Genomic DNA, 24094 nt, shown 5'->3' with positions numbered 1-24094 from the left:
CGAGCGCTCATCGGTCCACCCCGCCCATCACCGGATCTATCGACGCCACCGCGGCAATGGCGTCGGCGACCATGCCCCCTTCGCACATCGCGGCCACGGCCTGCAGATTGGTGAACGACGGATCGCGATAGTGCACGCGGTAGGGCCTGGTGCCGCCGTCGGACACCATGTGCACGCCGAGTTCGCCCCGCGGGGACTCGACGGCGACGTACACCTGCCCGGCGGGCACGCGGATACCCTCGGTCACCAACTTGAAGTGGTGGATCAGGGCTTCCATCGAACCCCCCATGATCTTGGCGATGTGTTCGGACGAGTTGCCGAGCCCGTCGGGCCCGACCTTCAGGTCGGCGGGCCAGGCCAGCTTCTTGTCGGTGATCATCACCGGGCCCGGCTTGAGCCTGTCGAGACACTGTTCGACGATCTTCAGTGACTCGCGCATCTCCCGGACCCGAATCATGTAGCGGCCGTAAGCATCGCATTCGTCGGTGGTGATCACGTCGAAGTCGTAGGTCTCGTAACCGCAGTAGGGTTGGGCGCGGCGCAGGTCGTGGGGCAGACCGGTGGAGCGCAAGCAGGGACCCGTGACGCCCAACGCCATGCAGCCGGTGAGGTCGAGGTAGCCGATGCCCTGGGTGCGGGCTTTCCAGATGTAGTTCTCGTTGAGCAGATTCTCCATGTCCCGCAACCGCTTCGGCAGCAGCTCGAGCAATTCCCTGAGCTGCGGGATCGCCTCGTCGGGCAGGTCGGCGGCCAGGCCACCGGGCCGGATGAAGGCGTGGTTCATGCGCAAGCCCGTGATCGTCTCGAATACCGACAGCACTAGCTCACGTTCGCGGAACCCGAAGAACATCGCCGACATGGAGCCGAGTTCCATGCCGCCGGTGGCCAACGCCACCAGATGGCTGGAGATGCGGTTGAGCTCCATGAGCATCACCCGGATGACGCTGGCGCGTTCGGGGATGTCGTCGGTGACGTCGAGCAGCTTCTCGACGCCGAGGCAGTAGGCCGTCTCGTTGAAGAACGGGGAGAGATAGTCCATCCGGGTGACGAACGTGACGCCCTGCGTCCAGTTGCGGAATTCTAGGTTCTTCTCGATGCCGGTGTGCAGATAGCCGATGCCACAGCGGATTTCGGTGATGGTCTCGCCCTCGATCTCGAGGATGAGCCGGAGCACGCCGTGGGTCGACGGGTGCTGAGGGCCCATGTTGACGACGATTCGTTCGCCGGCGACGGCGTTGGCGCGGGCGGCGTTGACGACCTCGTCCCAGTCTTCACCGCCCACCGTGACAAGGATCTCTTCGGGCGGGTTGTCGGGTTTGGTCATCAGTTGTAGGACCTCCGCGCGTCCGGCGGTTGTATCTCGGCGCCGTGGTATTCCACGGGGATTCCACCCAGCGGGTAGTCCTTGCGTTGCGGGTGTCCCACCCAATCGTCGGGCATCTCGATGCGGGTCAGCGACGGGTGCCCGTCGAAGACGATGCCGAAGAAGTCGTACGTCTCGCGCTCGTGCCAGTCAGTGGTCGGATACACCGGGAACAACGACGGCACATGGGGATCCGCGTCGGGGGCGGTGACCTCGACGCGGATTCTGCGGTTGTGGGTGATCGACATCAACGGGTACACGGCGTGAAGTTCGCGTCCGACGTCACCGGGGTAGTGCACCCCGGAGACGCCGAGGCACAGCTCGAATCTCAGCGTGGCGTCATCACGCAGCGCCTGGGCGACGGCCACCAGGTGTTCGCGCCGCACCTCGAGGGTCAGTTCCTTGCGGAACACCACCACACCTTCGACGGCGTCGCCGAAGGCATCCTCGCCAAGCGCTACGGCCAGGGCGTCGACGACGTCGTCGAAGTAACCGCCGTAGGGTCGCGGCGAGCTACCGGGCAGCGCAACCTCGCGCACCAGCCGCCCGTAACCCGACGTGTCGCCGGTGCCCTCGACGCCGAACATGCCGCGCCGCTGGCCGATCACCTCGTGTTCGGCCCCGGGTCGCTGCGCTCCTGCCCGCCGCTCGTGTTCGGTCCCGGGTCGCTGCGCTCCTGCCCGCCGCTCTTGTTCGTCGCCGTTCGCCCCCGTCATGAGCGCAACAACCCCTTGAGCTCGATGGTCGGCCGGGACGCCAGCGCGGCCTGCTCTGCCGCGGCGATGGCCTCGGCACGGTTGACGCCCAGCGGCATGTCTTGAATCTTGGCGTGCAGCATGAGGATTGCGTTGAGGAGCATCTCGGGCCGCGGTGGGCAACCCGGTAGGTAGATGTCGACCGGCACGATGTGGTCGACACCCTGCACGATGGCGTAGTTGTTGAACATCCCGCCCGAGGAGGCACACACCCCCATGGCGAGCACCCACTTGGGCTCGGCCATCTGGTCGTACACCTGACGCAACACCGGCGCCATCTTCTGGCTCACCCGGCCTGCGACGATCATCAAGTCGGCCTGCCGGGGCGTGGCGGAGAACCTCTCCATGCCGAACCGGGCGATGTCGAAACGCGGTCCCGCCGTGGCCATCATCTCGATGGCGCAGCAGGCCAGCCCGAACGTCGCTGGCCACAACGACCCCTTGCGGACGTATCCCGCCACCTTCTCCAACGTCGAGAGCAGGATGCCGCCTGGTAGCTGTTCTTCTAGTCCCATGGGTCAGCTCAATCCCAACTCAATCCGCCGCGCCGCCACACGTACGCGTAGGCGACGAACACCGTAGCCATGAACAACAGCATCTCGACGACGGCGAACATCCCGAGCGAGTCGAAGGCGACGGCCCAGGGGTAGAGGAACACGATCTCGATGTCGAACACGATGAACAACATCGCGACGAGGTAGTACTTCACCGGAAACCGTTGTCCGGTCAGCAGGTCGCCGGGCGACCCTGGTGCGACGGGTTCGATACCGCATTCGTAGGCCTCGAGCTTCGCCCGGTTGTAGCGTCGCGGCCCGATCAGAACGGCGATTCCGACCGATCCGACCGCGAATGCGGCCGCGATCCCGCCAAGAACCAGGATGGGCAGGTAGGCATTCATACAGCTGTGTGGCTCCCTCGTTGGGCCGGCGATGTGAGCTAAGACACAGCTTAGCCTCGTTAACGTTCGGGCTGCCGCGTTTTGGCTAGGATCAATCACGCAACCGTGCCGCGACCTCCGTCGTCAAGATCATCGCGAGAAACGCGTGCTGCCAGCGTGTTTCGGGCTGGTTACGGCGCGATGGAGCGCAGCAAGCCGGCGACGGCCTCGCCCAGGCGGATCGGGTCGATCGGGTGTGGCACGGCCGCCTCGGCTCGTGACCAGTTGGCCAGCCACGCGTCGTCCGGGCGCCCCGTCAGCACCAGGATGGGCGGGCAGTGCGCCACCTCGTCCTTGAGTTGCTTGGCCAGGCCCAGCCCACCGACGGGGGTGGCCTCACCGTCGAGGATGGCGAGGTCGATACCGCCTTCGTCCAACGTGCCCACGACGACCGGCGCGGTGGCTACGTCCAGATACTCCAGCTCGGGGAGGTCGGGGTGGACCCGTTTGCCCAGCGCACCGCGGACTTGATCCCGTGTGCGTGCGTTATCGCTGTAGACCAGGATCTTGAGGGTCGAGGGCACACGGGCGATGCTAGCGTCATCGCGCCAGCAGAGCGGCCATGTCGGCGGGGTCGAAGTACTCGTCGATCCGCACGATCCGTCCGTCGGCGTCGATCTTGACGACGATGCACACCCGCATGGCGATGGACGCTCCGTTCTCGCCGTCGGCGCGCAGCACGTGCTGTTGGACGAATCCACCCTCGAAGAACTGGCGGTCGAGGACGTCGTAGGTGCGCACTGTCGTGGTGCGCAGGAACCACCTGATCACCTTGAGTGCGCTGACGCGGTCGTCGTCCGCCTCGTCGCCGGCGTGCCACACCGTCACCTCGGCCGACCACAGCTGCTCGACGGCGTCGTAGTCACCGCGTTCGATGGCCCCGAAGAGGCGGTCCGCGACGTCGCGGCTCACATCTGCAGTCACGGTTCTTCTCCCTCGGGGTTGACCTCAACTACCGTTCGGGTGTGACCCTGGTTCGCATGACCACACCGTCGCGCGAACTGTTCGATGACGCCTATCACTCGGGCACGCCGCCCTGGGTGATCGGCGAACCTCAGCCCGTGATCGTCGAGCTCGAGAAGACCGGGGGCATTCGCGGGCCCGTGCTCGACGTCGGCTGCGGCCTTGGCGAGCACACCATCCTGCTCACGGCGCTGGGCTACGACGTGCTCGGCGTCGACTACGCCCCCAAGGCGGTCGAGCGGGCGCGGGCGAACGCCGTGGCGAAGGGCGTCGATGCGCGCTTCGAGGTCGCCGACGCGATGGACCTTCCCGTCGAACCGGGTTACGCGACGGTGGTCGACAGCGCGCTGTTCCACGTCTTCGGCCGCGACGCGGAACGAGCGAGCTACGCCGCGAGCCTGCACCGCGCCATGCGACCCGACGGCGTGCTGCATCTCCTCGCCCTCTCCGATGCCGGTCGCGGTTTCGGGCCATCGGTGAGCGCCGAGGTGATCCGCGCGGCGTTCGCCGACGGCTGGGTCGTCGAGGCTCTCGACACCGCGACGTATCGCGGGATCGTCGGCCCGGCGCACGCGGAGAGCCTCGGGCTGGCGATGGGGACCGTCGTCGACGAGCCCGCGTGGCTGGCGCGGATTCGCCGACGCTGACCAGCTAGCCGTTCTCATAGCCCGGATGGGCGACGGAGATTCGGTGCAGCACCAGGTTCCGCAACGCCGTCGTGACGTCGACGGCGCGGTCGTCCAGCTCGCCCGTGCGAATGGCCGCCGCCAACGCCTGCTCATCGGGGAAGCCGAGCAGATCCGGCGCGGCCGACTCGTCGCGCAGTTCGCGCTCGACGGTGCGCAGCGCGTTGGCGGCGACGCGGGCGTGGAACTTGACGGCGCCGGTGGTGGCGTCCTTCACGTCGGATTCGAGGAACTCGGCGACCGCGGCCACCAGTTCGGCGGCGGTCGGCCTGCCGTGCATAGCGGTCACGATGCCTCCAACAGGGTGAGCAGGTCGAACTCGGTCTCGCAGACGCGACGTCCGATGGCGGCGAGCTCGACGGACCGCGTCTGACCCGACAGATGCCGTTCGGCCTGATACCGGCAGATCACGCCCCACCGCAGCGTCGACAGCACCAGCCACCATCGCATCGACGCACGGTCCAGCGTGCGGCCCGAGGCGTCTTCGTAGGCAAGTAGGAAGTCCTCGATGCTGCCGAGGCCACCCGCGTCGAGCGATTCCGGCGCACCGAAGCGCCAGGCCCGGATGCAGAACCACGCCAGGTCCTCGTACACCTGACCGGTATGGGTGAGTTCCCAATCCAGCACCGCCGCCAACAGAGCCGGCTGACGACCGGTGTCGACGATGAGGTTACCCATCCGGAAGTCGCCGTGCACCAACACCTTCGGCGATGCCGGTGGTCGGTGCGCGGCCAGCCACCGGAAGGCCCACTCGAACGTCGCCGTGGTGTCACCCATCTCGTCGAGCTGGGCGTGCCATTCGTCGATCTGGTCGGACGCGGCGAGGCCGATACCCGACGGGTCCGCGCGGTGGATGGCCGCCAGCGCCTGGGCGCACTGTCGCAGCAGGTCGGCCCGTGAGTCGTCGTCGAGGGCCCGCTGGATGCGACGGACGATGGTCTCGCCTGCGATGAAGTCGCAGACCAAGAATGGATGACCCAGTGCTTCTGCGGAATTGGTGGCCATCAGGACGTGCGGCACCGGTGCGCCCGCCGCCGCTGCCCGGCCCAGGGCTGCCGCCTCGAGCTCCATGCCAGCGTGGATCTCGTCGGGCGGACCGATGCGCAGGATCAGTTCCCGGGAGCCGCTGTCGGTGTCCGCCGAGAACGCCCACGTGGCCCGGCTCGCACCGCCGGTCAGCACGCGCAGCTCCGTCACGCCGACTCGGCCGAGCACGGGCTGCAGGACGTCGGTCAGCGCGGTCGCCAGCGCCTCGGGGGTCACGTGCTGGACCGGCCGAACTTGAACATTCGCTGGGCAACCCGCCGAATCTGAATCTCCTCGGCGCCCTCGGTGATCCGATATCGGCGGTGATGTCGGTAGATGTGTTCGAAGGGCTCGTGGCGGCTGTACCCGAGGCCGCCGTGCACCTGCATCGCCCGGTCGGCGGCCTCGCACACCAGTCGGTTGGCGCGATAGTTCGCCATCGACACCTTGTCGGACACCTCCATGTGATGGTTGCGGTCCAGATGCCAGGCGGCGTAGTAGACGAGCAGTCGCACCATCTGGGCTTCGGTCTGCAGCTCGACCAGAGGCCACTGGACCGCCTGATTCACCGACAGCGGCTTGCCGAAGACGACGCGCTGGGAGGCGTAGGCTGCCGCGCGGTCGATGCAGTATTGCGCGGCGCCCAAACTGCTGGCGGCCTGTCGAATCCGGTTCTCGTGCAGAAAGGTCTGGCCGACCTCGAGGCCGTGGTCCACCTCGCCGAGCACCGCGTCGAGGGGAACGCGGACGTCCCTCAGCTCCACCTCACCGTGGTCGGTGGGCATGTTGAACGTCCACCAGTAGAACGGCACGCTGAACCCGGGTGAGTCACACGGCACCAGGAACGCGGTGATGCCACGGGCCTGGCCCGGTTCGCCGGAGGTCCTGGCGAAGACCAGGTCGTGGGTGGCGCGGTGCACGCCGGTGTTCCACCGCTTGGTGCCGTTGATCACCCACCCGTCACCATCGGCCACCGCGGTGGTCTCGAGCCAGGTGGCGTCGGACCCGTGGTCGGGCTCCGAGAGCCCGAAGGCCATGGACCGCTCGCCGGTGAGAAGGGCCTCACCCCAGTCCCTCTTCTGCTGATCGGTGCCGAACCGGTCCATCATGATGACCTGGGGGAAGTTGCCGACGATCGACGACTCGTCCTGCAGATCGTTGTGCAGGCCAAGACCTCTGTGCGCCAAATGTTCCCGGATCACGGCCATGTCGAGGTTGGTGCCGTCGCGGCCGCCGAACCTGGACGGCAGACCGTACCGCAGCCAACCCGCCGCGTCGGCTCGGCGTCGCATCTCGTCGAGCAGATCCTCCCAGGCTCGCTGCGGGATGCCGCCGTTCTCCCAATCCGTTCTGGCGTACTCCCGGCGGCGGTCGAAGTACTGCATGTGTTCGGCTTCCAGCGGCTTGATCTCGGCCTCGATGAAGGCATCCATCTCGGCCAGCAGACCTGGAAGGTGTTCGGGCAGTGCGAAATCCACGGTGATTTCCTCCTAGTAGCCGTACAGGGTCTTCTTCCAGATGGTCGAGAGGGTGGCGATGGCGTCGGCATCGCTGATCTGCAAGTTGAGGCCCGACGGGCGCAGGCTCACCGCGGTGAAGTTCTCGAACAGCAGCGCGATGGCCGCACCGGTGTGCTCGGCGTCGAGATCGGCGGCGTAGCCCTGCTCCTGCGCGCGGCGCACCGAGGCGGCGACGATGTCCATGCCGAATCGGCGGAACTCGTTCTGCACGTCGGCGAATCTCGGCTTGGTGTCGGCGAGTTGGCTGACCGCGATCATGATGCCGATGTTCTGCTTGAACATGTTCCAGTACCCGGTCACGACAGCCGAGAAGAACGTCGTGTCGTCGGGCGAACCCGGTGGGTGCACCTTCACACCCGAGGGCATCACCACGTCGTGCAGGAAGGACTCCGCCAACGCGGCGAGCAGGTCTTCCTTGTCGTCGTAGTAGCGGTAGAACACGGCGGTGGACCTACCCGCCGCCGAGGTGATGTCGGCCAACGTGGTGCCATGGAAGCCGCGCTCGGCGAACAGCTTCCGGGCAGCAAGCTCGAGGGCTTCACGCGTGTGACGGCCCTTGGCGGTGAGCGGGTCCCTCTGCATCGTCAGCCGAGGAGGCGATCGCCGGCGCGCAGGAGCGCACCGGGCAGGTCGTGGCCGACGGCTCGACGGGCGACCTCCGCCGCGCGGATCGCCGCCTGCAGGTCGACGTCGGTGCCGATGTCGCTGTCGCGCAACAGGTAGACCAGATCCTCGGTGGCGATGTTGCCACTGGCGCCCGGCGCGAAGGGGCACCCGCCGAGCCCTCCGACCGACGAATCCAGCCTGCGGACCCCGGCGACGACGGCGGCGTAGGCACTGGCCAGACCGGCGCCGCGGGTGTTGTGGAAGTGGGCGCCGAGCGGGAGGTCGCCGATGACCGGGCGAAGGAGCTCGATCAGTGCCCTCACCCGTCGCGGTGTGGCGGTTCCGATGGTGTCGGCGATGGCGATGCGATCGGCGCCGATCTCGACGGCGGCGGTGGCGATGTCGAGTACCCGCCTGGGATCCGTCGGCCCGTCGAATGGGCAGTCCCATGCGGTCGCGATGATGACCTCGACGGTGGCGTCGTGCTCGTGGGCGGTGCGGGCGATGTCGGCGATCAGGTCGGTGGACTCGGCGGTCGAGCGCCCCACATTCGCCCGGCTGTGGCCGTCGGCCGCCGACACGACGTATTCGATCGAGCTCATCCCCGCGGCGATGGCGCGGTTCGCGCCGCCGGACCCGGCGACCAGCGCCGAGAACTCCACCCCGTGGGATTCGCGCAGGCGAGGCAACTCCGCGGCCAGCGCTGCGGCGTCGGCGAGCGCGGGCACCTTCGAAGGTGAGACGAATGCGGTCGCCTCGATTTCGCGGACACCCGTCGCGATGACCGCCTCCAGGATTTCCAGCTTGGCGGACAAGGGGATTGGATCTTCGATCTGCAAACCGTCGCGGAGGCAGACCTCGCGGATGGTGACGTGGTCCGGTTGAGAGCTCACAGCACCCCCTTGGCCCGAAGTGCCTCGAGTTCGTCAGTCGACCTGCCCAACAGTCCGCCGTACACCTCGGCGTTGTCCTGCCCCGGCGCGGTCGAGCCGGCGCAGCGGATGCTGCCGGGAGTCTCGGACAGCACCGGTACCACCCCCGGCCCCTTGACGTTGCGACCAATGCGCTCGTCCCAGTGGTCGGCGATCATGCCCCTGGCCACCAGCTGTGGATCAGTGACCACCTCGGCGACGGTGTTGATCGGCCCGCTGATGACACCTGCCGCGCTGAGCGTTTCGATGATGTCGGCCGGCTGCCGCTCGGCGGCCCACGCGGCGATGATCTCGTCGATCAGGTCCTGGTTCCTCCCGCGGGCGACGTGGTCGACGAAGCGGTCGTCGGTGGCGAGCTCCGGCCTTCCCATCGCACTGCAAAGCCGGCGGAAGACGGTGTCCTGGTTGGCGGCGATCACCACCCAGCTGCCATCGGCGGTCGGGTAGATGTTGGACGGCGCGATCCCGTCCAGCCGGGTGCCAGACGGTCCACGGACCACGCCGCCGACGTCATAGTCGGGAATGGTGGATTCCTGGACCGCCAAACATGATTCGGTGAGCGCGGCGTCGACGATCTGACCCTCGCCCGTGACGGTTCGGCGGTAGAGCGCCGCGAGCGCGCCCTGTGCGGCGAACATGCCCGCCAGGCTGTCACCCAGCGAGAGTGCCAGTCGCGGGGGAGGGCCGCCGGGGAAGCCGTTCATGTGCCGCAGTCCGCTGGCGGCCTCGGCCACCGAGGCATAGCCCGCCTTGTGGGCATCGGGCCCGGTCTGCCCGTACCCGGAGACCCGGACCAGGATGATGCCCCGATTGCGTTCGCGCAGAACGTCGTAGCCCAGATTCCACTTCTCCAGCGTGCCGGGCCGGAAGTTCTCCACGATGACGTCGGAGCGTTCGACCAGGTCGAGGAACACCTCGCGGCCCTCGTCCTCCCGCAGATTGAGCGTGATGGCCTTCTTGTTGCGCGCATGCACCGTCCAGAAGAAGTGGTGCCCGTCGAGTTCGGCCTGACCCCAGGTGCGCAGCGGGTCTGGCGCGCCCGGCGGTTCGATCTTGATGACCTCGGCGCCCATGTCACCAAGCAGGCGCCCGGCGAACGGACCCGAGATCAGCGTGCCGACCTCGAGCACGCGGATGCCGTCGAGCGGGCCGGTGATCACAGCGCCAATTCCCCGGTCGCTACACTCCTGCCCTCCGGTGAGAATCCGTGCCGCTGCAGCCAATCCGTGACGATGCCGACCGCTTCACGCAGGGTGTCGCGTTGATCGGGGCCGGCGTAGTAGTGGTTTGCGCCGGCGATCTCGTACATTTCCTTGTCGGGATGCCCGATCGCCTCGAAGAGCCTCCGGGTGTGGCTCGGGGTGCAGGCGTCGTCGGCCAGGTTCCCGATCACCAGGGCCGGTACGGCGATGTCGGGTCCGCAGTCCACGGCGTCGCCGTTGGCGTCGTCGTAACTCCACTGCGAGAGCCAGCTGCGGAGTGTGCAGAAGCGGGCCAGGCCGACGGGGCTCGAGTTCACCACCTGAGGATCGCCCAGGTAGCAGGTGCCCGGGGTGCGATCGTTGGGATCGACGGTCGGATCCAGCCAGCGCGGGTCCGCCATGGTGCCGTGGACCACGAACGCAAACTCGTCCTGCGGGCGTCCCGCTGCCTTCAGCTCGACCAATTTGTCCTTGACCCAGCTGGTGATTCGGCGATTGCGGGCAATCTGCGCGGCTCGGTAGCGCTCCAGGAACTCTGGGGTGTACGGCGGCTGGTTGGGATTGTTCGGGTCATACAGATCGAGTTCGGGATCGCGTTTCGACGGATCGGACTCGTCGAGGATCGAGGCGTCCATCCATTCCGTCATCGTGCCGTGGCGGCTGACGTGGGCGGCCAGCAGCATGATCCCGTCGGCCGGGATGAGTCCGAGCTTCGTCAGGTCCGGACCGTCGCCGGACGGGCTGGCCGTCACCGTCGGATGCTGGGCCTGCTGCTGGTAGAACACCGACAGCGAGCCGCCGCCGCTCCAGCCGGCCAGCACCACCTTGGAATAGCCCAACCGGTTCTTGGCGTCCTTGATGCACTCGCCGAGGTCCTCGACGACCTTCTCCATCAACAGGGCCGAGTCGGTACCGCGAAACCTGCTGTTGCAGTAGATGACATGGTGCCCGGCGCGGGCCAGGCCGTTGATCATCGGCAGGTAGGCGCCGCCGCCGATCGGGTGCATGAAGACCAGCACGGTGTCGGAGGGTGTCTCGGGGCGCAGCAGGTAGCTCTCCAGGACGACCAAGTCGGCGACGCCGCCGTACACGTCGCGGACACTCGAAGTGTTCTGGTAGGCAACGAGATACGGAATCCGGTCGTAGGCGTGCTTCATTCAGTGCTGTCCGAGATCGTTGGCCAGGACCTCGGCGGACGGCACCAGTCGGCTGCGGGTGTCGACCGCGATCACCGACCAGTCGACCCGGTCGTAGTCGTCGAACTTGCGCCTGGCCCGTTCGCGCGCCTTCTCCGGTGCGCCGTGGTGTAGGCCCTGGGGCGCATGCGACACCAGCCCGGGTGGCATCGGTATGCCGTACAGGGAGCCGCCATGGAAGAACGCGATCTCGTCGTAGTCGACGTTGCGGTGGTACCAGGGCGTGCGCTCCGTGCCCGGCACGCCTTCGGCGGGCTTGGGCAGGAAGTTCATCACGTAGACGCCGGTGGCCTGCATGAACACGTGCACGGTCGGCGGCAGATGCACGCTGTCGGAGGTCACGACGTTGTAGTCGGCGATGTTGAAGGTGAAGGGGAAGTTGTCGCCCTGCCAACCTTCGACGTCGAGTGGATGGTGGGGGTAGTACAGCGTCGTCGGACCACCGGCGTGCACGAGCCGGACCTCGTAGGAGTCGCGTCCGTCATCGTCGATCGGCTGCGGTTCGGGGATCACGGCCAGCGACGGGTCGAACGGAAAGTGCCTGCCCAGTTGCCCGGGCGGCGGTACCCGGAACTCCTCGGTGGCCTGGATCATCAGCAAGGTCGTCTCGGCGTCTGGCACCTGGCGGAACGTGCAGGCCTTGGGGAGGTAGATCCAGTCGCCCTCGCGGTAGCGCAGTGGGCCGAACTCCGTCTCGAGCAGCCCGGCACCGGCGTGAACGAAGGACAGGAGGTCGCCGTCGACGTACCGGGCGAAGTAGGGCATCGGCTCGGTGCGACGGGAGAGCAGCACCTGGCAGTCCGCGTTGGAGAACATCAACAGCGGGCCACCGTTGGCATCGGTGGCGTCGGTCGGCTTCAGCTCACTGGACAGCACGTCGACGGGCCGCAGGGGTCCAGCCGACCGATACTCGGTGGGATCGTGGCGCCGGTAGAGGCTGGCGGTCCGTCCGGTGAACCCGCCGCGGCCGAGTTCGTCGTCCTTGAGGCCGTTCAGGTCGGCGTGCAGCCGCCGCGGCGTGCTGCCCTTGCGCAAGTGGACGAACGATTCCATGGCTGTCTCCGATGACTTGCTCGGCGGTAGAGGGGCACCCCCCCGCAAAACTGAAACTGACGTTACTTTCGTTCACCGCCGCGTGCAATACCCACCATCCGCCCCGAAAAGCCCTGTTCCGCGTCAGTGCCCTGACCAGCCCAGACGGGAGTCGGGGTGGCTGGCAACGCCGGCTACATGTTTTACTGCGTGTCGACAACTCAATACTCAGGTCCGCCTGCAAACATCAAGCGGACGCGGTTGCGGCGATCCCGCTGCCGCTTGGGCGATCTCGCATCGCAGGTGACGACGGCTTATCCGTAACAGGAACTGGATGGATTCGTAGATGTTGTTTGACGGAATTCTCGGGCGCTGGGCGCGCCGACTGCTGATGGCGACCATGGCGGTTCTCTTGCTGCCGGGCATGATCGGTGCGGTGGGGGGCAGCGCGACCGCGGGAGCGTTCTCGCGCCCCGGTCTCCCAGTCGAGTACCTCATGGTTCCGTCGCCCTCGATGGGCCGCGACATCAAGGTGCAGTTTCAGAGCGGCGGCCCCAACTCGCCCGCCGTCTACCTCCTCGATGGCCTGCGCGCGCAGGACGACTTCAATGGCTGGGACATCAACACCCAGGCGTTCGAGTGGTATCTGGACTCGGGTCTGTCGATCGTCATGCCCGTCGGCGGCCAGTCCAGCTTCTACTCCAACTGGTACAAGCCCGCATGCGGCAAGAGTGGCTGCCTGACCTACAACTGGGAGACGTTCCTGACCTCCGAGCTGCCGAACTACTTGGCGGCCAACAACAACGTCAAGTCCACCGGCAGCGCCGCGGTCGGCCTGTCGATGGCGGGCGGTGCCGCGCTGGTGCTGTCGGCACACCACCCCGGTCAGTTCATCTACGCCGGCTCGATGTCGGGCTTCCTCAACCCGTCCGAGGGCCAGTGGCCCGGCCTGATCAACCTGTCCATGGGTGATGCGGGCGGCTACAAGGCCAACGACATGTGGGGCCCCGCCGAGAGCGATCCGGCCTGGCAGTACAACGATCCGATGGTCCAGATCCCCACGATCGTCGCCAACGGCACGCGCATCTGGGTCTACTGCGGCAACGGCACCCCCAGTGAACTGGGCGGCAACAACCTGCCCGCGAAGTTCCTCGAGGGTCTGACCATCCGCACCAACCGCACGTTCCAGGACAACTACATCGCCGCCGGCGGCAGCAATGGCGTGTTCAACTTCCCGAACACCGGCACCCACGACTGGCCGTACTGGGGTTCGCAGCTCCAGCAGATGAAGCCCGACCTGATCGCCAACCTGCTCTGACGATGATTGATGGCGGGTGGGTCTAGAACCCGCCCGCCACCTTCACGACGGCGCGGCCGGAGAACGTGCCGGCCCGCACCCGGTCAATCACCTCGACCACGTCCTTCACGTCGACGTCGTGGGTGATCTGTGTTAGCCGTTGCGGCTTGAGCGAGCCGCCGAGAAGCGCCCATAGTTCACGGCGCAGCCCGATCGGCATCATCACCGAATCCATTCCCAGCAGAGCCACGCCCCGCAGGATGAACGGCATCACCGTCGTGTTCAGCGCGGTCCCGCCGGTCAGTCCGCTGGCGGCCACCGCGCCGCCGTAGGACAGGGTGCTGAGCACGTCGGCGAGCGTGGCGCCGCCCACACAGTCCACCGCCCCCGCCCAGCGCGTCTTGCCGAGCGCCCTCGGCTTCGCGTCCGGGTCGGCGGGCAGCCTGGGGATTACCTCTGCGGCGCCGAGTGCCTTCAGGCGGTCTTCGGCGTCGGGCTTCCCGCTCGACGCGAACACCTCGTAGCCTGCCGCGGACAGGAGATCCACGGCCACGGAGCCGACGCCCCCGGTCGCACCCGTCACCACGACGGGTCCGTCCTGCGGATCGATCCCCCGCGCGATCAGCGCCTGCACGCTCATCGCGGCGGTGAACCCGGCCGTGCCGATCGCCGCACCCTCGTAGGGGCTGAGCGAGCCGAGGGTGACGATCTGGTCGGCGGGTACCCGCGCATACTCGGCGTAGCCGCCGTGCCGCGCGGTGCCGATGTCGTAGCCGTGCGCGAGGACCGCGTCACCCACCGCGAACTCGGCGGACGACGACTCGACCACCTCGCCGGTGAGGTCGATACCGGGCACGATCGGGTAGTCACGCACCACGCCACCCTTCGGGGTGAGCGCCAGCGCATCTTTGAAGTTGACGCTGGAGTACGCCACCCGGATGGTCACCTCGCCGGGGGGGAGATCCGATTCCGCCAGCGTCTCGACCGCCGCCTCGATGCGATCCTCGTGCTGCCGCGCGACCAATGCCTGAAAGTCATCCATGGGTCCGACGTTATCGTGCCCGCCGCTGCGAGAGGTCGGCTACTTCAGCTCAGCCGAGGACAGCCCGAGTAGGCGACGTGCGACCACCAGCTGCTGAATCTGCTGAGTTCCCTCGAAGATGTCGAGGATCTTCGAGTCGCGCGCCCACTTCTCGAGCAGGGTGTCCTCGGAATAGCCTGTGGTGCCTGCCAATTCGACGGCCTTGAGGGTGATGTCACTGGCCACCCTGGCGGCCTTCGCCTTGCCCATCGACGCTTCCTTCGAGTTGGGGATCTTGTTGTCGGCCTGCCACGCCGACCGCACGGTCAGCAGGTAGCCCGACTCCCACTCGGCCTCCATCCGCAGGAACTCGGCCGCGGCCGCACTCTGCGCGTGCGCCGGCTTGTCGTAGGAGATGTCCACGCCCGCGTCGTCGAGGATGGCGCGCAACTGCTCCAGCGACGCGCGCGCCACGCCGACCGCCATCGCGGCCACGATGGGGCGGGTGTTGTCGAACGTCTCCATGACACCGGCAAAACCCTTGTCCACCTGGATGTCCGGGTTGCCGAGCAGATTCTCCTTCGGGATGCGGGCGTTGTCGAAGCGAAGGGCGGCGGTGTCGGACGCCTTGATGCCGAGCTTGTGTTCCAGGCGCTCGACGGTCACGCCCGGGTGCTCGCGCGGCACGATGAACGACTTGATCGCCGCCCGCCCCTTGCTCTTGTCCAGCGTCGCCCACACCACGATGTGACTGGCGCGCGCGCCCGCAGTGACGTAGATCTTCTCGCCGTTGATCACGTACTCGTCGCCATCGAGCTTGGCCGTCGTCGTCACGGCCGCCGAGTCCGATCCGAAGCCCGGCTCGGTGATCGCCATCGCGGCCCAGACCTTGCCGAGGCGTTCGAGCTGTTCGTCCGTGGCGACACCCGACAGCGCGGCGTTGCCGAGGCCCTGGAAGGGCACCGACAGCAGCAGGGCGACGTCACCCCAGCTGATCTCGAGGGCGTTGACCAGTGCGGACATGTTGGCGCCGTTGACGTTCTCCTTGGGGCCCTCAACGCCCCGGAACGCGTCGGTGCCCGCGAAGGAGATGGTGTTGGCGTCCGTCAAGCCCTCGAAGAGGTCTGCGAGCGTGTCCAGCTCGACGGGGTATGCATGCTCTGCGAGGTCGTACTTGCGGGAGATCGGCCGCAGCATCTCGGCGGCGCCGTCGTGGGCCATGTCGATGACGGCCTGCAACTTGCGCGGCATTTCCAGGTTGATTGCCATGACGGGGAGTCCGTTCCTAGTTCGGTGGTTCGGCTTTACAGGACGACGACACCCTCGGCGACGCCGAGAGCGCGAAGGTCGCGGTACCAGCGTTCGACCGGGTGTTCCTTGGTGAAGCCGTGACCGCCGAGCAACTGCACGCCGTCGAGACCGATCTGCATGCCCTTGTCGGTCGCGAGCCGCTTGGCCAGCGCGGCCTCGCGGGCGAACGGCAGGCCCTGCTCGGCCCGCGCCGCGCCACGCCAGGTGACCAGGCGCAGTCCGTCGAGCTCGATCGCGATGTTGGCGCACATGAAGGCGACCGACTGCCTCCGTGCGACCGGCTCGCCGAACGCCTCGCGTTCCTTCACATAGGGGATGACGTAGTCGAGCACGGCATGCGACGTGCCGACTGCCAGTGCGGCCCAACCCAATCGGGCGAGCGCGATCGCCTCTGAATAGTTCTGGGCGTAGTCGGCCTCGCTTGATTCGTCCTCGCCGAGCCGGTTGTGCAATGGCACCGCGACGTTGTTCAGCTCGACCCGACCGAGCGCCGCGGCGCGGATACCCATGCTCGGATCGGCCTTGACGGTGAGGCCTTCGGAACCCGCCTCGACGATGAAGAGTGCGGCCTTGCCGTTGAGCTGTGCGCCGATGACGAACAATTCGGCGGTGGCGGCGGCCGGCACCAGCGACTTGGTGCCGGTGAGGCGGTAGCCGCCGGGGGTGCGCACGGCGACCGTCTTGAGCGCCGTCGGATCGAACAGGGCGTGCGGCTCGGCGATCGCCACGCATGCCTGCGGGACGTTGTCGCCGGCGAACTCGGGCAGGTAGGTCGCCTGCTGATCCGCGCTGCCCCAGTGGGTCAACGCCGACGCGACGCCGCCGGGCGCCAGGATCGGAAGGGCCAACCCCATGTCGCCGTAGGCAAGTGCTTCGGCGACGAGGGCGTTGGTGATCGTGCTGCGGTGGGCCGCGATCCCGTCGAAGTCCTCGGGGATGTTGATGGCGGTGACACCGATCTCGGTGGCCTTGGCGACGAGGTCGGTGGGAAAGGTGACCGCAGCGTCGGCGTCGTGGGCGGCCGGGCGCAGCAATTCCTCGGCGAACTCCGCGACGGTCTCGACGATCATCTTTTGTTCGTCGTCCGGGGTCAGGTCGAAGTAGTCGGACCGCCTGGTCCCGTTGGGGGCGAGCCGGGTAGGTGGCTTACCGAGGCCCTGTACGCGCTGAAACTGCCGGGTCGATGCGCCCAGCGCCGAGAACGCCGTCTTGACGCCGAAGCGCAGTCCGCGATTGAACGGCTTCCGCAGACCGTATTTGTCCAGGAACTGTTGTCCGAGAAGCGGGGTGATCAAGGCCAACCCGTAGGCGGTCGGGGAGCGCTTGTGCTTCTTCAGGCCCACGGAGCTTTCGGATCTATTGGTCATGTCGGCAGCCTCGCGTCGTTGGGGCAATGCTCCATGACCGTATCTTACTCTTGAGTAAGGTATCCGATACCTGTTACCGAGATCACCCGCGATCAGCCCGGCAGGGCGAACCTGGCGAGCACCTCGTCGTGGAGCAACCCGTTCGTGGCGAGGGCGCTGCGGCCGTGCGGGCCGGGTGAGCCGTCCAAGTTCGTGAACCGGCCGCCGGCCTCGCGGACGAGGATGTCCAGGGGAGCCAGATCCCAGAGCTTCACCTCGGGTTCGACGACGACGTCGACCGCGCCCTCGGCCAACAGGCAGTAGGACCAGAAGTCGCCGTACCCGCGCACCCGCCACACCGCGTCGGCCAACTCGATGAAGGCTGCGCGGCGCTCCTCCCAGCCGGTGCTCAACTCGGAGAACGACAGGCTGGCCGAGTCGAGGTCCGACACACCCGACACGGTGATCGGTCGACTGGACCCGTTGAACGACGCGAACGCCCCTTCGCCGGAACCGGCCCACCATCGTCGCGCCAGCGCAGGCGCACTGACCACGCCGACCGTGGGAACTCCGTCCTCGAGCAGCGCGATGAGCGTCGACCAGACGGGCACGCCCCTGACGAAGTTCTTGGTGCCGTCGATCGGGTCGAGCACCCATTGGCGCCCTGCGAAAACCGCCGTGCCACCGAATTCTTCGCCCAGCACGGCGTCATCGGGACGGTTCGCCGTGAGCAGGCTGCGGAGCAACTCCTCGGCGGACTCGTCTGCGTCGGTGACCGGGCTCAGATCGGGTTTGGTCTCGATGCGGAGATCCAATGCGCCGAACCGGTCCAACGTCAGTTGGTCGGCCTCGTCGGCCATGCGGAGGGCAAGGGTGATGTCGTCCGAGACGCCGGTCATTGGTGGACTCCCATGCGTGCAGTCCTACCATGGCCGGTGTGTGGGAAATCGCCGTGCTCTTGCTGTTGGTCGGTGGCATCGTGCTGTTGTTGGCACCCAGGATGAGGGGGAGGCGCGGTCCCGGTGGACTAGGCGGACAACTCGCGCACGGCACCCTGCTCGTCACCGGGGTCAGCGCGGGCCCCGAGTCGGACGGCTCGCAGTTCGTCACCATCACCGGCGTCATCAACGGCCCGACCGTTCGTGAGCAGGAGGTCTACGCGCGCATGACGATGCAGGTGGGCACGTCGCCGACCATGGGCCAACTGATGCCCATCGTGTACTCACCGAAGAACCCGGAGAAGTGGGGTTTCGCACCGTCCCAGCCGCCCGAGGCGCCTGGGCCGGCCGGCCCCACCGAACTCCGCTAGGCGGCGGGTTCGGCGATCGTCACGGCGATCCGAATCTCGCGGTCGCTGAACAGCGTGCTCCGCAACCCGGGTAGCCGCGGCGCCACCGACCGGTGCCGAGCACCGGTCGGAGTGACGAATTCGGCCGTGTGGCAACCCTGTTCGTCAGTAGCCGTGGTCACCGACCAGCCCGGCGCCTCCTTGGCGTAGTTACAGCGTTCACACGCCCCGAGCCCGTTGAGCGCCGAGGTCGGCCCGGCGCGGGCGTGCCGGCGAGCATGATCGTGATGGCGGATCGGGGAATCGCAGTACGGCGTGCGGCAGGTGTCATCGCGAAGGTCGAGGAACCGGGCCAACCCCTTGGGGAACAACCGGGCCCGGGACTCCATCGCCACCAGCGCACTGCTGCCGGGATGCGCGTAGAGCCGCCGCACCGTCGCCCGCGACCGGGCATCACCCACCGCAGCGCCGATCAACCGCCGCGCCACCTCCGCCGGGATGGGCCCGTACCCGGGCACCCGCGCCGCGGTCGTGCTCCCGCCCAGCAGCGCCTCGTCGGTCAACACCACGTTCACCGCGACCGGCACCGGCACCTCGGCGGGGCGGCCGGTGACCCGTTCGACCAGGGTGTCGGCCATCACCTGCCCGCGGCCGCGGCCGTCACCGCAGGTGTCAGCGGCCCGGCGCAGGGCGGCATAGACCGCCACCCCTTGGGGCATCGGCAACAGCGCGGTCACATAGGCCATGTCGTCGGGGGCGGGTCGGCTGGTCACGGTGCGCTCGGATTCCGCGCGCACCGCCCGGTCCACGACGGCATGCGGGTCCAGCTCGTAGGCGATGGCCTTGGCGTCGGTTTCGATCCGCCGGTCACCCTTGCCGTGCAGGGACGCCTGGTCGGCGCACATCCGGGCGTCGAGGGTGTGCCGGTCCTCGAGGTCCAGGCACGCCGACTCCCGCACGATCAGCGTGGCCCGCCACTCCGAGAGCGCCCCGGCCGCCAACGCCGCCAACGTATGGGGCATCTCGTGCACCAGCGCCCGGGCGAACCCGAGATGTCGGCCACCCCGGTTCGGCGAATCACGCCGCGCCAAGGCGATCTCACTGGCCAGACCCTTACCCCGCTTGGCCGCTGGCACCCCCGCCGCCGCCTCCCGCGCCCGACGCTTGTCATCGAGGTCCGCGGTCAGCACCGCCTGCTCGGCGGCTGCGGCGGACTTCTCCCGTTCCAGCGCCGCGATGCGGTCCATCAGGGTTGCCTCGTCGGCATCCGGGTTGGCTGCCAACAGTTCATCGAACATGTGTTCGACTATAGATAATGGCTACGACAAGCGAACCGACCAGAGGAGATTTCATGTCCGTACCGCTGCCCGAAGGCCTGATCGAGCTGCTTCAGAAGCCGAGCCCCTGCTTCATCGCCACGCTCATGCCGGACGGATCGCCGCAGCTGACGGAGACCTGGGTGACGACCGACGGTGAGAACGTGGTCATCAACATCGTCGAGGGGATGCAGAAGGCCAGGAACATCGCCCGCGATCCGCGCGTCGCGGTCAACGTCGCCGACCCCGACGACGTCAATCGCTATTACGGCGTGCGCGGCCGCGTGGTGTCCACGACCACCGAGGGTGGACGGGAGAGCATCGACGAGATCTCGCAGAAGTACTTGGGAATCCCGTATCCGGTCTTTAGCGGAAACCCGGATGAGACGCGGGTGCTGATCACCATCGAAGCCGACTCGGTCACGACGCCGATGCGCGGCTGAGCGTCAGCCGTGGCCGATCAGCCGTGGCTGTTGGGCCGACTCCTCACCGGCTCGTGCCTCGCGGGATCGTCGTCAGCCGTGCCCGATCCGCAGTAACTCCGCCACGCTGGTCAACTTCACCCGCGGCCTGCCGCCCGGCTGCCCGGACGTTCGTTCGTGGGTGTCGATCAGCTTCCAGTGATCGTCGGTGACCAGCAACGGCTGCCGCGACAGCAGCCACTCGACCGCATCGTCGGTGACACCGTCCAGTTCGCGGGGCGCGCCAAGGTCGGCCACCAAGGTATTCACCGTGTCCTGCGAGTCCTTCTTGTTGCTGCCGATGACGCCCGACGGTCCCCGCTTGATCCAGCCGACGACGTACTCATTGCGACTGCCGTCGATTCTGCCGTCGGTGTGCGGGATGGTTCCCGACCGCTCGTCGAACGGCAATCCCGGTGTCGGCACGCCCCGGTATCCCACGGCGCGGACGACGAGTTGGGTCGCCAGTTCCTCGCGCGCACCGGTGTCCTTGGCGACCAGACGGCCACCGTCGTTCACCAACTCGTTGCGGCCGAGCACGATCGACGAGACCCGGTCGGTCCCCTTGATTTCGATGGGGGAGGTGTGGAAGCGAAACACTATGCGCCGCTTGGCTCCTCGCGGTCCTTTCTCGGCGTACCCACGCAAGGTCTTGATGTTCAGCTTGGCGGTCTTGCCCGCCGCCTCCAGGTCCTCGTCGGAGATGCCGACGAAGTCGAGGGGGTCGACGATCACGTCCACGTCGGCCATCGCGTCGAGGTCGCCCAGCTCGCGCAGTTCCATGGTGGTGAACGTGGCCTGCAGTGGTCCTCGGCGCCCGAGAATCACCACCTCCTCCACCCCCCGCGAGTGCAGGGCCGCCAAGGCATGGTCGGCGATGTCGGTGTTGGCCAGCGCGTCGGGATCGCTGACCAGGAGGCGGGCGACGTCAAGGGCCACGTTGCCGTTGCCGACGACCACCGCCCGCCCCGTCGACAGATCGGGTGACATCTCCTCGAAGTGTGGGTGGGCGTTGTACCAGCCGACGAAGTCGACGGCGGCCACGCTTCCGGTCAACTCCTCGCCGGGGATGCCCAGGGGACGATCGGCCTGGGCGCCGACGGCGTAGACGACCGCGTCGTAGCGCTCGGCCAGTTCGGCCGGCTGTACGTGTTCACCCACCCGGATGTTGCCGAAGAACCGGAAGCGGGGATCGGTCGCCGTCTTGTCGAATTGCGCGCTGATGGTCTTGATCTTCGGGTGATCGGGCGCGACGCCCGAGCGCACCAGACCGAACGGGGTCGGCAGCATCTCGAGCATGTCGACGCGTACGTCCGTCGGCGTCTCGGAGTCGGCGGTCGAGTCGGCGAACTTCAGCAGGGAGGCGGCGGCAAAGTAGCCCGACGGACCCGAACCGACGATCGCGACGCGATGAGAGCGCATGCATGAACCTTCCGACGGCAAGTCGTATTCGCCCGCCGATCCGCAAGGGGCTGTCGCGTGATCGCCGGTCTGGTAACCAAGCCGATGCTAGACCGGCGCAACGGTCGGTACCCTGATCTCCCGTGGATCCCGACAGGCAAGACGACATCACCGCGCTCGACACCACTCTGACGACGGTGGAGCGGGTACTCGATGTCGACGGCCTGCGCGACCGCATCAAGACCCTCGAGGACGCCGCGTCGGATCCCAAGCTGTGGGACGACCAGACGCGCGCTCAGAAGGTCACCAGCGAGCTGTCGCATACGCAGAGCGAGTTGCGCCGGGTCGAGGAAATGAGGCAGCGGCTCGACGACCTCCCGGTCATGTACGAGCTCGCCTCCGAGGAAGAGGGCGCCAGCAGTACGGAGGCCTTCGAAGACGCCGACGTCGAGCTGGCAAAGCTGCGCGAGGACATCCAGGGCCTGGAGGTCCGCACCCTGCTCTCGGGTGAGTACGACGCGCGCGAGGCCGTCGTCACCATCCGGTCGGGCGCGGGCGGCGTCGACGCCGCCGATTGGGCCGAGATGCTCATGCGGATGTACATCCGCTGGGCCGAGAAGCACGACTACGGCGTCGAGGTGTTCGATACGTCCTACGCCGAAGAGGCGGGCATCAAGAGCGCGACGTTCGCGGTGCACGCGCCGTATGCCTACGGCACCCTGTCGGTGGAGCAGGGCACCCATCGCCTGGTGCGGATCAGCCCGTTCGACAATCAGAGCCGGCGTCAAACCTCCTTCGCCGACGTGGAGGTGCTGCCCGTCGTGGACACCGCCGATCACATCGACATTCCCGACGGTGACGTCCGCGTCGACGTCTACCGATCCAGCGGGCCCGGCGGGCAGTCGGTCAACACCACCGACTCGGCGGTTCGACTCACCCACGTCCCCACCGGTATCGTCGTAACTTGCCAGAATGAGAAGTCGCAGTTGCAGAACAAGGTTTCGGCAATGCGAGTCCTTCAGGCAAAACTGTTGGAACGCAAGCGTTTAGAAGAACGCGCTGAAATGGACGCCCTCAAGGGCGACGGCGGTAGTTCGTGGGGCAACCAGATGCGCTCCTACGTGCTGCACCCGTATCAGATGGTCAAGGACCTGCGTAACGACTACGAAGTCGGCAACCCGGCCGCAGTACTCGACGGCGACATCGACGGATTCCTCGAAGCGGGGATCCGTTGGCGCAATAGGAAAGATGACGACTAACACGTATTTGGCCATCGGATTGGCCGACAGTTGGCACGACTTTTGGCGCGGCGACATCGGCGAATGGATCATCACGCGCGGCCTCCGCATCGTGATGCTGGTCCTGGCTGCGATCCTGGCCGCGCGATTCGTGCAGTGGACCGCGCGCAGGATCACCCGCCGCATCGATGCGGACTTCCGCGAGAGCGACGCGCTGGTGCGATCGGAGGCCACCAAGCACCGTCAAGCGGTCGCCTCGGTGATCTCCTGGGTCACGATCGCCCTGCTGTGCGTCGTGGTCCTCGTGGAGATCACCGACATCGTCGCGATACCGGTCGGCTCCCTGGTGGCGCCCGCTGCAGTCCTCGGCGCGGCCCTGGGCTTCGGCGCCCAGCGCGTCGTGCAGGACCTGCTGTCGGGGTTCTTCATCATCACTGAGAAGCAGTACGGCTTCGGTGACCTCGTGGCGCTGACGGTGAGCGGTATCGCGCAGCCCGCCGAGGGCACGGTCGAGGACGTCACGCTGCGCGTGACCAAGTTGCGATCCAGCGAGGGCGAGGTCTTCACGATCCCCAACGGGCAGATCGTGAAGACGGTCAACCAGTCGAAGGACTGGGCGCGCGCCGTCGTAGACATCCCGGTTCCCACCACAGCCGATCTGAACAAGGTCAACGACGTGCTGCACCAGGTGACTGAGAGCGCGATGGACGACAAGCAGATGGCGGCTCTCATGCTCGACCAGCCGCAGCTGATGGGCGTCGAGAGCATCGAACTCGACACCGTGAACCTGCGGATGGTCGCGCGCACGCTGCCCGGCAAGCAGTTCGAAGTGGGTCGACAGCTCCGCGTCCTCATCGTCGCCGCCCTGCGCAGGGCGGGCATCGCCAGCCCGGTGGAGGCCACGCCGACGATCGGTGCGCTGTCGCCGTCCGCTACAACGGCGATCGCCGAGGACCCGCAGGCCCAGGGGGATGACCGATGAAGTTCCGGAGGGACGGCGAAGGACGCGACTGGCCGGCGTATCTGCCCGGCGGGCGGGTACGGACGTCGACGTTCGCTCTCATCGTGGCGTTCTGCTTCACCTGGTGGCTCCATTCGACCTACGCTCCGGCGCCACCGGATCCGACGGTCCAGGAGGCGCCACAAGTTGTACCGCCCGGCTATGTCCCGGACCCGGAGTACACCTGGGTGCCCCGC

26 protein-coding genes are annotated in these 24094 nt (G+C 67.2%); 6 read left to right on the top strand and 20 right to left on the bottom strand.

All coding sequences use genetic code 11. The features are described 5' to 3' along the window. Positions 1-7 precede the first annotated feature (7 nt). The 6 genes from nuoD to QUE68_RS21275 form a co-directional block, all read right to left on the bottom strand. Complete coding sequence (gene nuoD, locus QUE68_RS21300) at positions 8-1324, bottom strand: NADH dehydrogenase (quinone) subunit D (RefSeq protein WP_284228265.1); 1317 nt, start codon at positions 1322-1324, stop codon at positions 8-10. After that, a complete protein-coding gene (locus tag QUE68_RS21295; RefSeq protein WP_286274405.1) occupies positions 1324-2079 on the bottom strand; it encodes an NADH-quinone oxidoreductase subunit C in 756 nt (251 codons plus the stop codon). Before QUE68_RS21295 ends, nuoD begins: the two co-directional genes overlap by 1 nt. After that, a complete protein-coding gene (locus tag QUE68_RS21290) occupies positions 2076-2633 on the bottom strand; it encodes a NuoB/complex I 20 kDa subunit family protein (RefSeq protein WP_284228263.1) in 558 nt (185 codons plus the stop codon). Before QUE68_RS21290 ends, QUE68_RS21295 begins: the two co-directional genes overlap by 4 nt. Positions 2634-2641: 8 nt before the next feature. Continuing rightward, complete coding sequence (locus QUE68_RS21285; RefSeq protein WP_284228262.1) at positions 2642-3016, bottom strand: NADH-quinone oxidoreductase subunit A; 375 nt, start codon at positions 3014-3016, stop codon at positions 2642-2644. 170 nt (positions 3017-3186) lie between these two features. Then, on the bottom strand, positions 3187-3588 hold the full coding sequence (locus tag QUE68_RS21280; protein ID WP_284231193.1) for an Rv3143 family two-component system response regulator: 402 nt from the start codon (positions 3586-3588) through the stop codon (positions 3187-3189). Between the two features lie 7 nt (positions 3589-3595). Further along, positions 3596-3979: a nuclear transport factor 2 family protein gene (locus tag QUE68_RS21275; RefSeq protein WP_284228261.1), complete on the bottom strand. Its 384-nt coding sequence runs from the start codon at positions 3977-3979 to the stop codon at positions 3596-3598. Between the two features lie 56 nt (positions 3980-4035). Here QUE68_RS21275 and QUE68_RS21270 point away from each other — a divergent pair, with 56 nt between their 5' ends. Then, on the top strand, positions 4036-4665 hold the full coding sequence (locus QUE68_RS21270) for a class I SAM-dependent methyltransferase (protein WP_286274404.1): 630 nt from the start codon (positions 4036-4038) through the stop codon (positions 4663-4665). A 4-nt stretch (positions 4666-4669) separates the two neighbouring features. On the opposite strand, the gene QUE68_RS21265 is transcribed toward QUE68_RS21270, so the two are convergent. Genes QUE68_RS21265 through QUE68_RS21230 form a run of 8 tightly spaced genes read right to left on the bottom strand, consistent with a single transcriptional unit; the run spans position 4670 to position 12239 of the window. After that, entirely contained in the window at positions 4670-4984 is a 315-nt protein-coding gene (locus QUE68_RS21265; RefSeq protein ID WP_455013507.1) for a DUF6285 domain-containing protein, read from the bottom strand. Between the two features lie 5 nt (positions 4985-4989). Continuing rightward, positions 4990-5967, bottom strand: coding sequence for a phosphotransferase family protein (locus QUE68_RS21260; RefSeq protein ID WP_284228258.1), 978 nt, complete (start codon positions 5965-5967; stop codon positions 4990-4992). Next, positions 5964-7208: an acyl-CoA dehydrogenase family protein gene (locus QUE68_RS21255; RefSeq protein WP_284228256.1), complete on the bottom strand. Its 1245-nt coding sequence runs from the start codon at positions 7206-7208 to the stop codon at positions 5964-5966. Before QUE68_RS21255 ends, QUE68_RS21260 begins: the two co-directional genes overlap by 4 nt. 12 nt (positions 7209-7220) lie before the next feature. Next, entirely contained in the window at positions 7221-7832 is a 612-nt protein-coding gene (locus QUE68_RS21250) for a TetR/AcrR family transcriptional regulator (protein WP_284228254.1), read from the bottom strand. Between the two features lie 2 nt (positions 7833-7834). Beyond that, on the bottom strand, positions 7835-8749 hold the full coding sequence (locus tag QUE68_RS21245) for a hydroxymethylglutaryl-CoA lyase (RefSeq protein WP_286274402.1): 915 nt from the start codon (positions 8747-8749) through the stop codon (positions 7835-7837). Further along, on the bottom strand, positions 8746-9948 hold the full coding sequence (locus QUE68_RS21240; RefSeq protein WP_286274401.1) for a CaiB/BaiF CoA transferase family protein: 1203 nt from the start codon (positions 9946-9948) through the stop codon (positions 8746-8748). The genes QUE68_RS21245 and QUE68_RS21240 overlap by 4 nt, the downstream gene beginning before the upstream one ends. Continuing rightward, the gene (locus QUE68_RS21235; protein ID WP_286274400.1) at positions 9945-11147 is read right to left on the bottom strand and encodes an alpha/beta hydrolase; all 1203 of its coding nucleotides are present in this window, start codon (positions 11145-11147) and stop codon (positions 9945-9947) included. Before QUE68_RS21235 ends, QUE68_RS21240 begins: the two co-directional genes overlap by 4 nt. Continuing rightward, positions 11148-12239 carry a homogentisate 1,2-dioxygenase gene (locus QUE68_RS21230; protein ID WP_286274399.1) on the bottom strand — a complete coding sequence of 364 codons (1092 nt, stop codon included), beginning with the start codon at positions 12237-12239 and terminating at the stop codon, positions 11148-11150. It lies immediately after the preceding gene. A gap of 325 nt (positions 12240-12564) precedes the next feature. Between QUE68_RS21230 and QUE68_RS21225 the strand changes: the two genes are divergently transcribed. Further along, on the top strand, positions 12565-13536 hold the full coding sequence (locus tag QUE68_RS21225) for an esterase family protein (RefSeq protein WP_284228248.1): 972 nt from the start codon (positions 12565-12567) through the stop codon (positions 13534-13536). Positions 13537-13558: 22 nt separating this feature from the next. Here the strand turns inward: QUE68_RS21225 and QUE68_RS21220 are convergent, their stop codons facing one another. The 4 genes from QUE68_RS21220 to hisN form a co-directional block, all read right to left on the bottom strand. Continuing rightward, on the bottom strand, positions 13559-14557 hold the full coding sequence (locus QUE68_RS21220) for an acrylyl-CoA reductase family protein (protein ID WP_286274398.1): 999 nt from the start codon (positions 14555-14557) through the stop codon (positions 13559-13561). Between the two features lie 39 nt (positions 14558-14596). Continuing rightward, positions 14597-15805 carry an acyl-CoA dehydrogenase family protein gene (locus tag QUE68_RS21215; RefSeq protein WP_286274397.1) on the bottom strand — a complete coding sequence of 403 codons (1209 nt, stop codon included), beginning with the start codon at positions 15803-15805 and terminating at the stop codon, positions 14597-14599. 35 nt (positions 15806-15840) lie between these two features. Next, positions 15841-17214, bottom strand: coding sequence for an acyl-CoA dehydrogenase family protein (locus tag QUE68_RS21210; RefSeq protein ID WP_284228243.1), 1374 nt, complete (start codon positions 17212-17214; stop codon positions 15841-15843). 92 nt (positions 17215-17306) lie between these two features. Continuing rightward, positions 17307-18092 carry a histidinol-phosphatase gene (hisN, locus tag QUE68_RS21205; RefSeq protein ID WP_286274396.1) on the bottom strand — a complete coding sequence of 262 codons (786 nt, stop codon included), beginning with the start codon at positions 18090-18092 and terminating at the stop codon, positions 17307-17309. Positions 18093-18130: 38 nt separating this feature from the next. On the opposite strand from hisN, the gene QUE68_RS21200 reads away from it, so the two are divergent. After that, the gene (locus QUE68_RS21200) at positions 18131-18502 is read left to right on the top strand and encodes a hypothetical protein (protein WP_284228239.1); all 372 of its coding nucleotides are present in this window, start codon (positions 18131-18133) and stop codon (positions 18500-18502) included. Here QUE68_RS21200 and QUE68_RS21195 read toward each other — a convergent pair. Next, positions 18499-19779 carry a DUF222 domain-containing protein gene (locus tag QUE68_RS21195; protein WP_286274395.1) on the bottom strand — a complete coding sequence of 427 codons (1281 nt, stop codon included), beginning with the start codon at positions 19777-19779 and terminating at the stop codon, positions 18499-18501. The two genes, QUE68_RS21200 and QUE68_RS21195, sit on opposite strands and share 4 nt — an antisense overlap. 53 nt (positions 19780-19832) lie before the next feature. On the opposite strand from QUE68_RS21195, the gene QUE68_RS21190 reads away from it, so the two are divergent. Beyond that, positions 19833-20240, top strand: a complete 408-nt coding sequence (locus QUE68_RS21190) for a PPOX class F420-dependent oxidoreductase (RefSeq protein WP_286274394.1) — start codon at positions 19833-19835, stop codon at positions 20238-20240. A 72-nt stretch (positions 20241-20312) separates the two neighbouring features. On the opposite strand, the gene QUE68_RS21185 is transcribed toward QUE68_RS21190, so the two are convergent. Then, positions 20313-21680: an FAD-dependent oxidoreductase gene (locus tag QUE68_RS21185; protein ID WP_286274393.1), complete on the bottom strand. Its 1368-nt coding sequence runs from the start codon at positions 21678-21680 to the stop codon at positions 20313-20315. A gap of 122 nt (positions 21681-21802) precedes the next feature. On the opposite strand from QUE68_RS21185, the gene prfB reads away from it, so the two are divergent. Together prfB and QUE68_RS21175 are read left to right on the top strand one after the other, a co-directional pair. Next, positions 21803-22918, top strand: a complete 1116-nt coding sequence (prfB, locus tag QUE68_RS21180; protein ID WP_284228232.1) for a peptide chain release factor 2 — start codon at positions 21803-21805, stop codon at positions 22916-22918. Next, positions 22908-23879 carry a mechanosensitive ion channel family protein gene (locus tag QUE68_RS21175; RefSeq protein ID WP_284228231.1) on the top strand — a complete coding sequence of 324 codons (972 nt, stop codon included), beginning with the start codon at positions 22908-22910 and terminating at the stop codon, positions 23877-23879. Before prfB ends, QUE68_RS21175 begins: the two co-directional genes overlap by 11 nt. The last annotated feature ends 215 nt before the right edge of the window (positions 23880-24094 follow it).

The organism is Mycolicibacterium sp. TUM20985 (genome assembly GCF_030295745.1).
Lineage (GTDB): Bacteria > Actinomycetota > Actinomycetes > Mycobacteriales > Mycobacteriaceae > Mycobacterium.
Note: the sequence above shows the minus strand (reverse complement) of the source record. Positions and strands in the feature narration are given on the sequence as shown.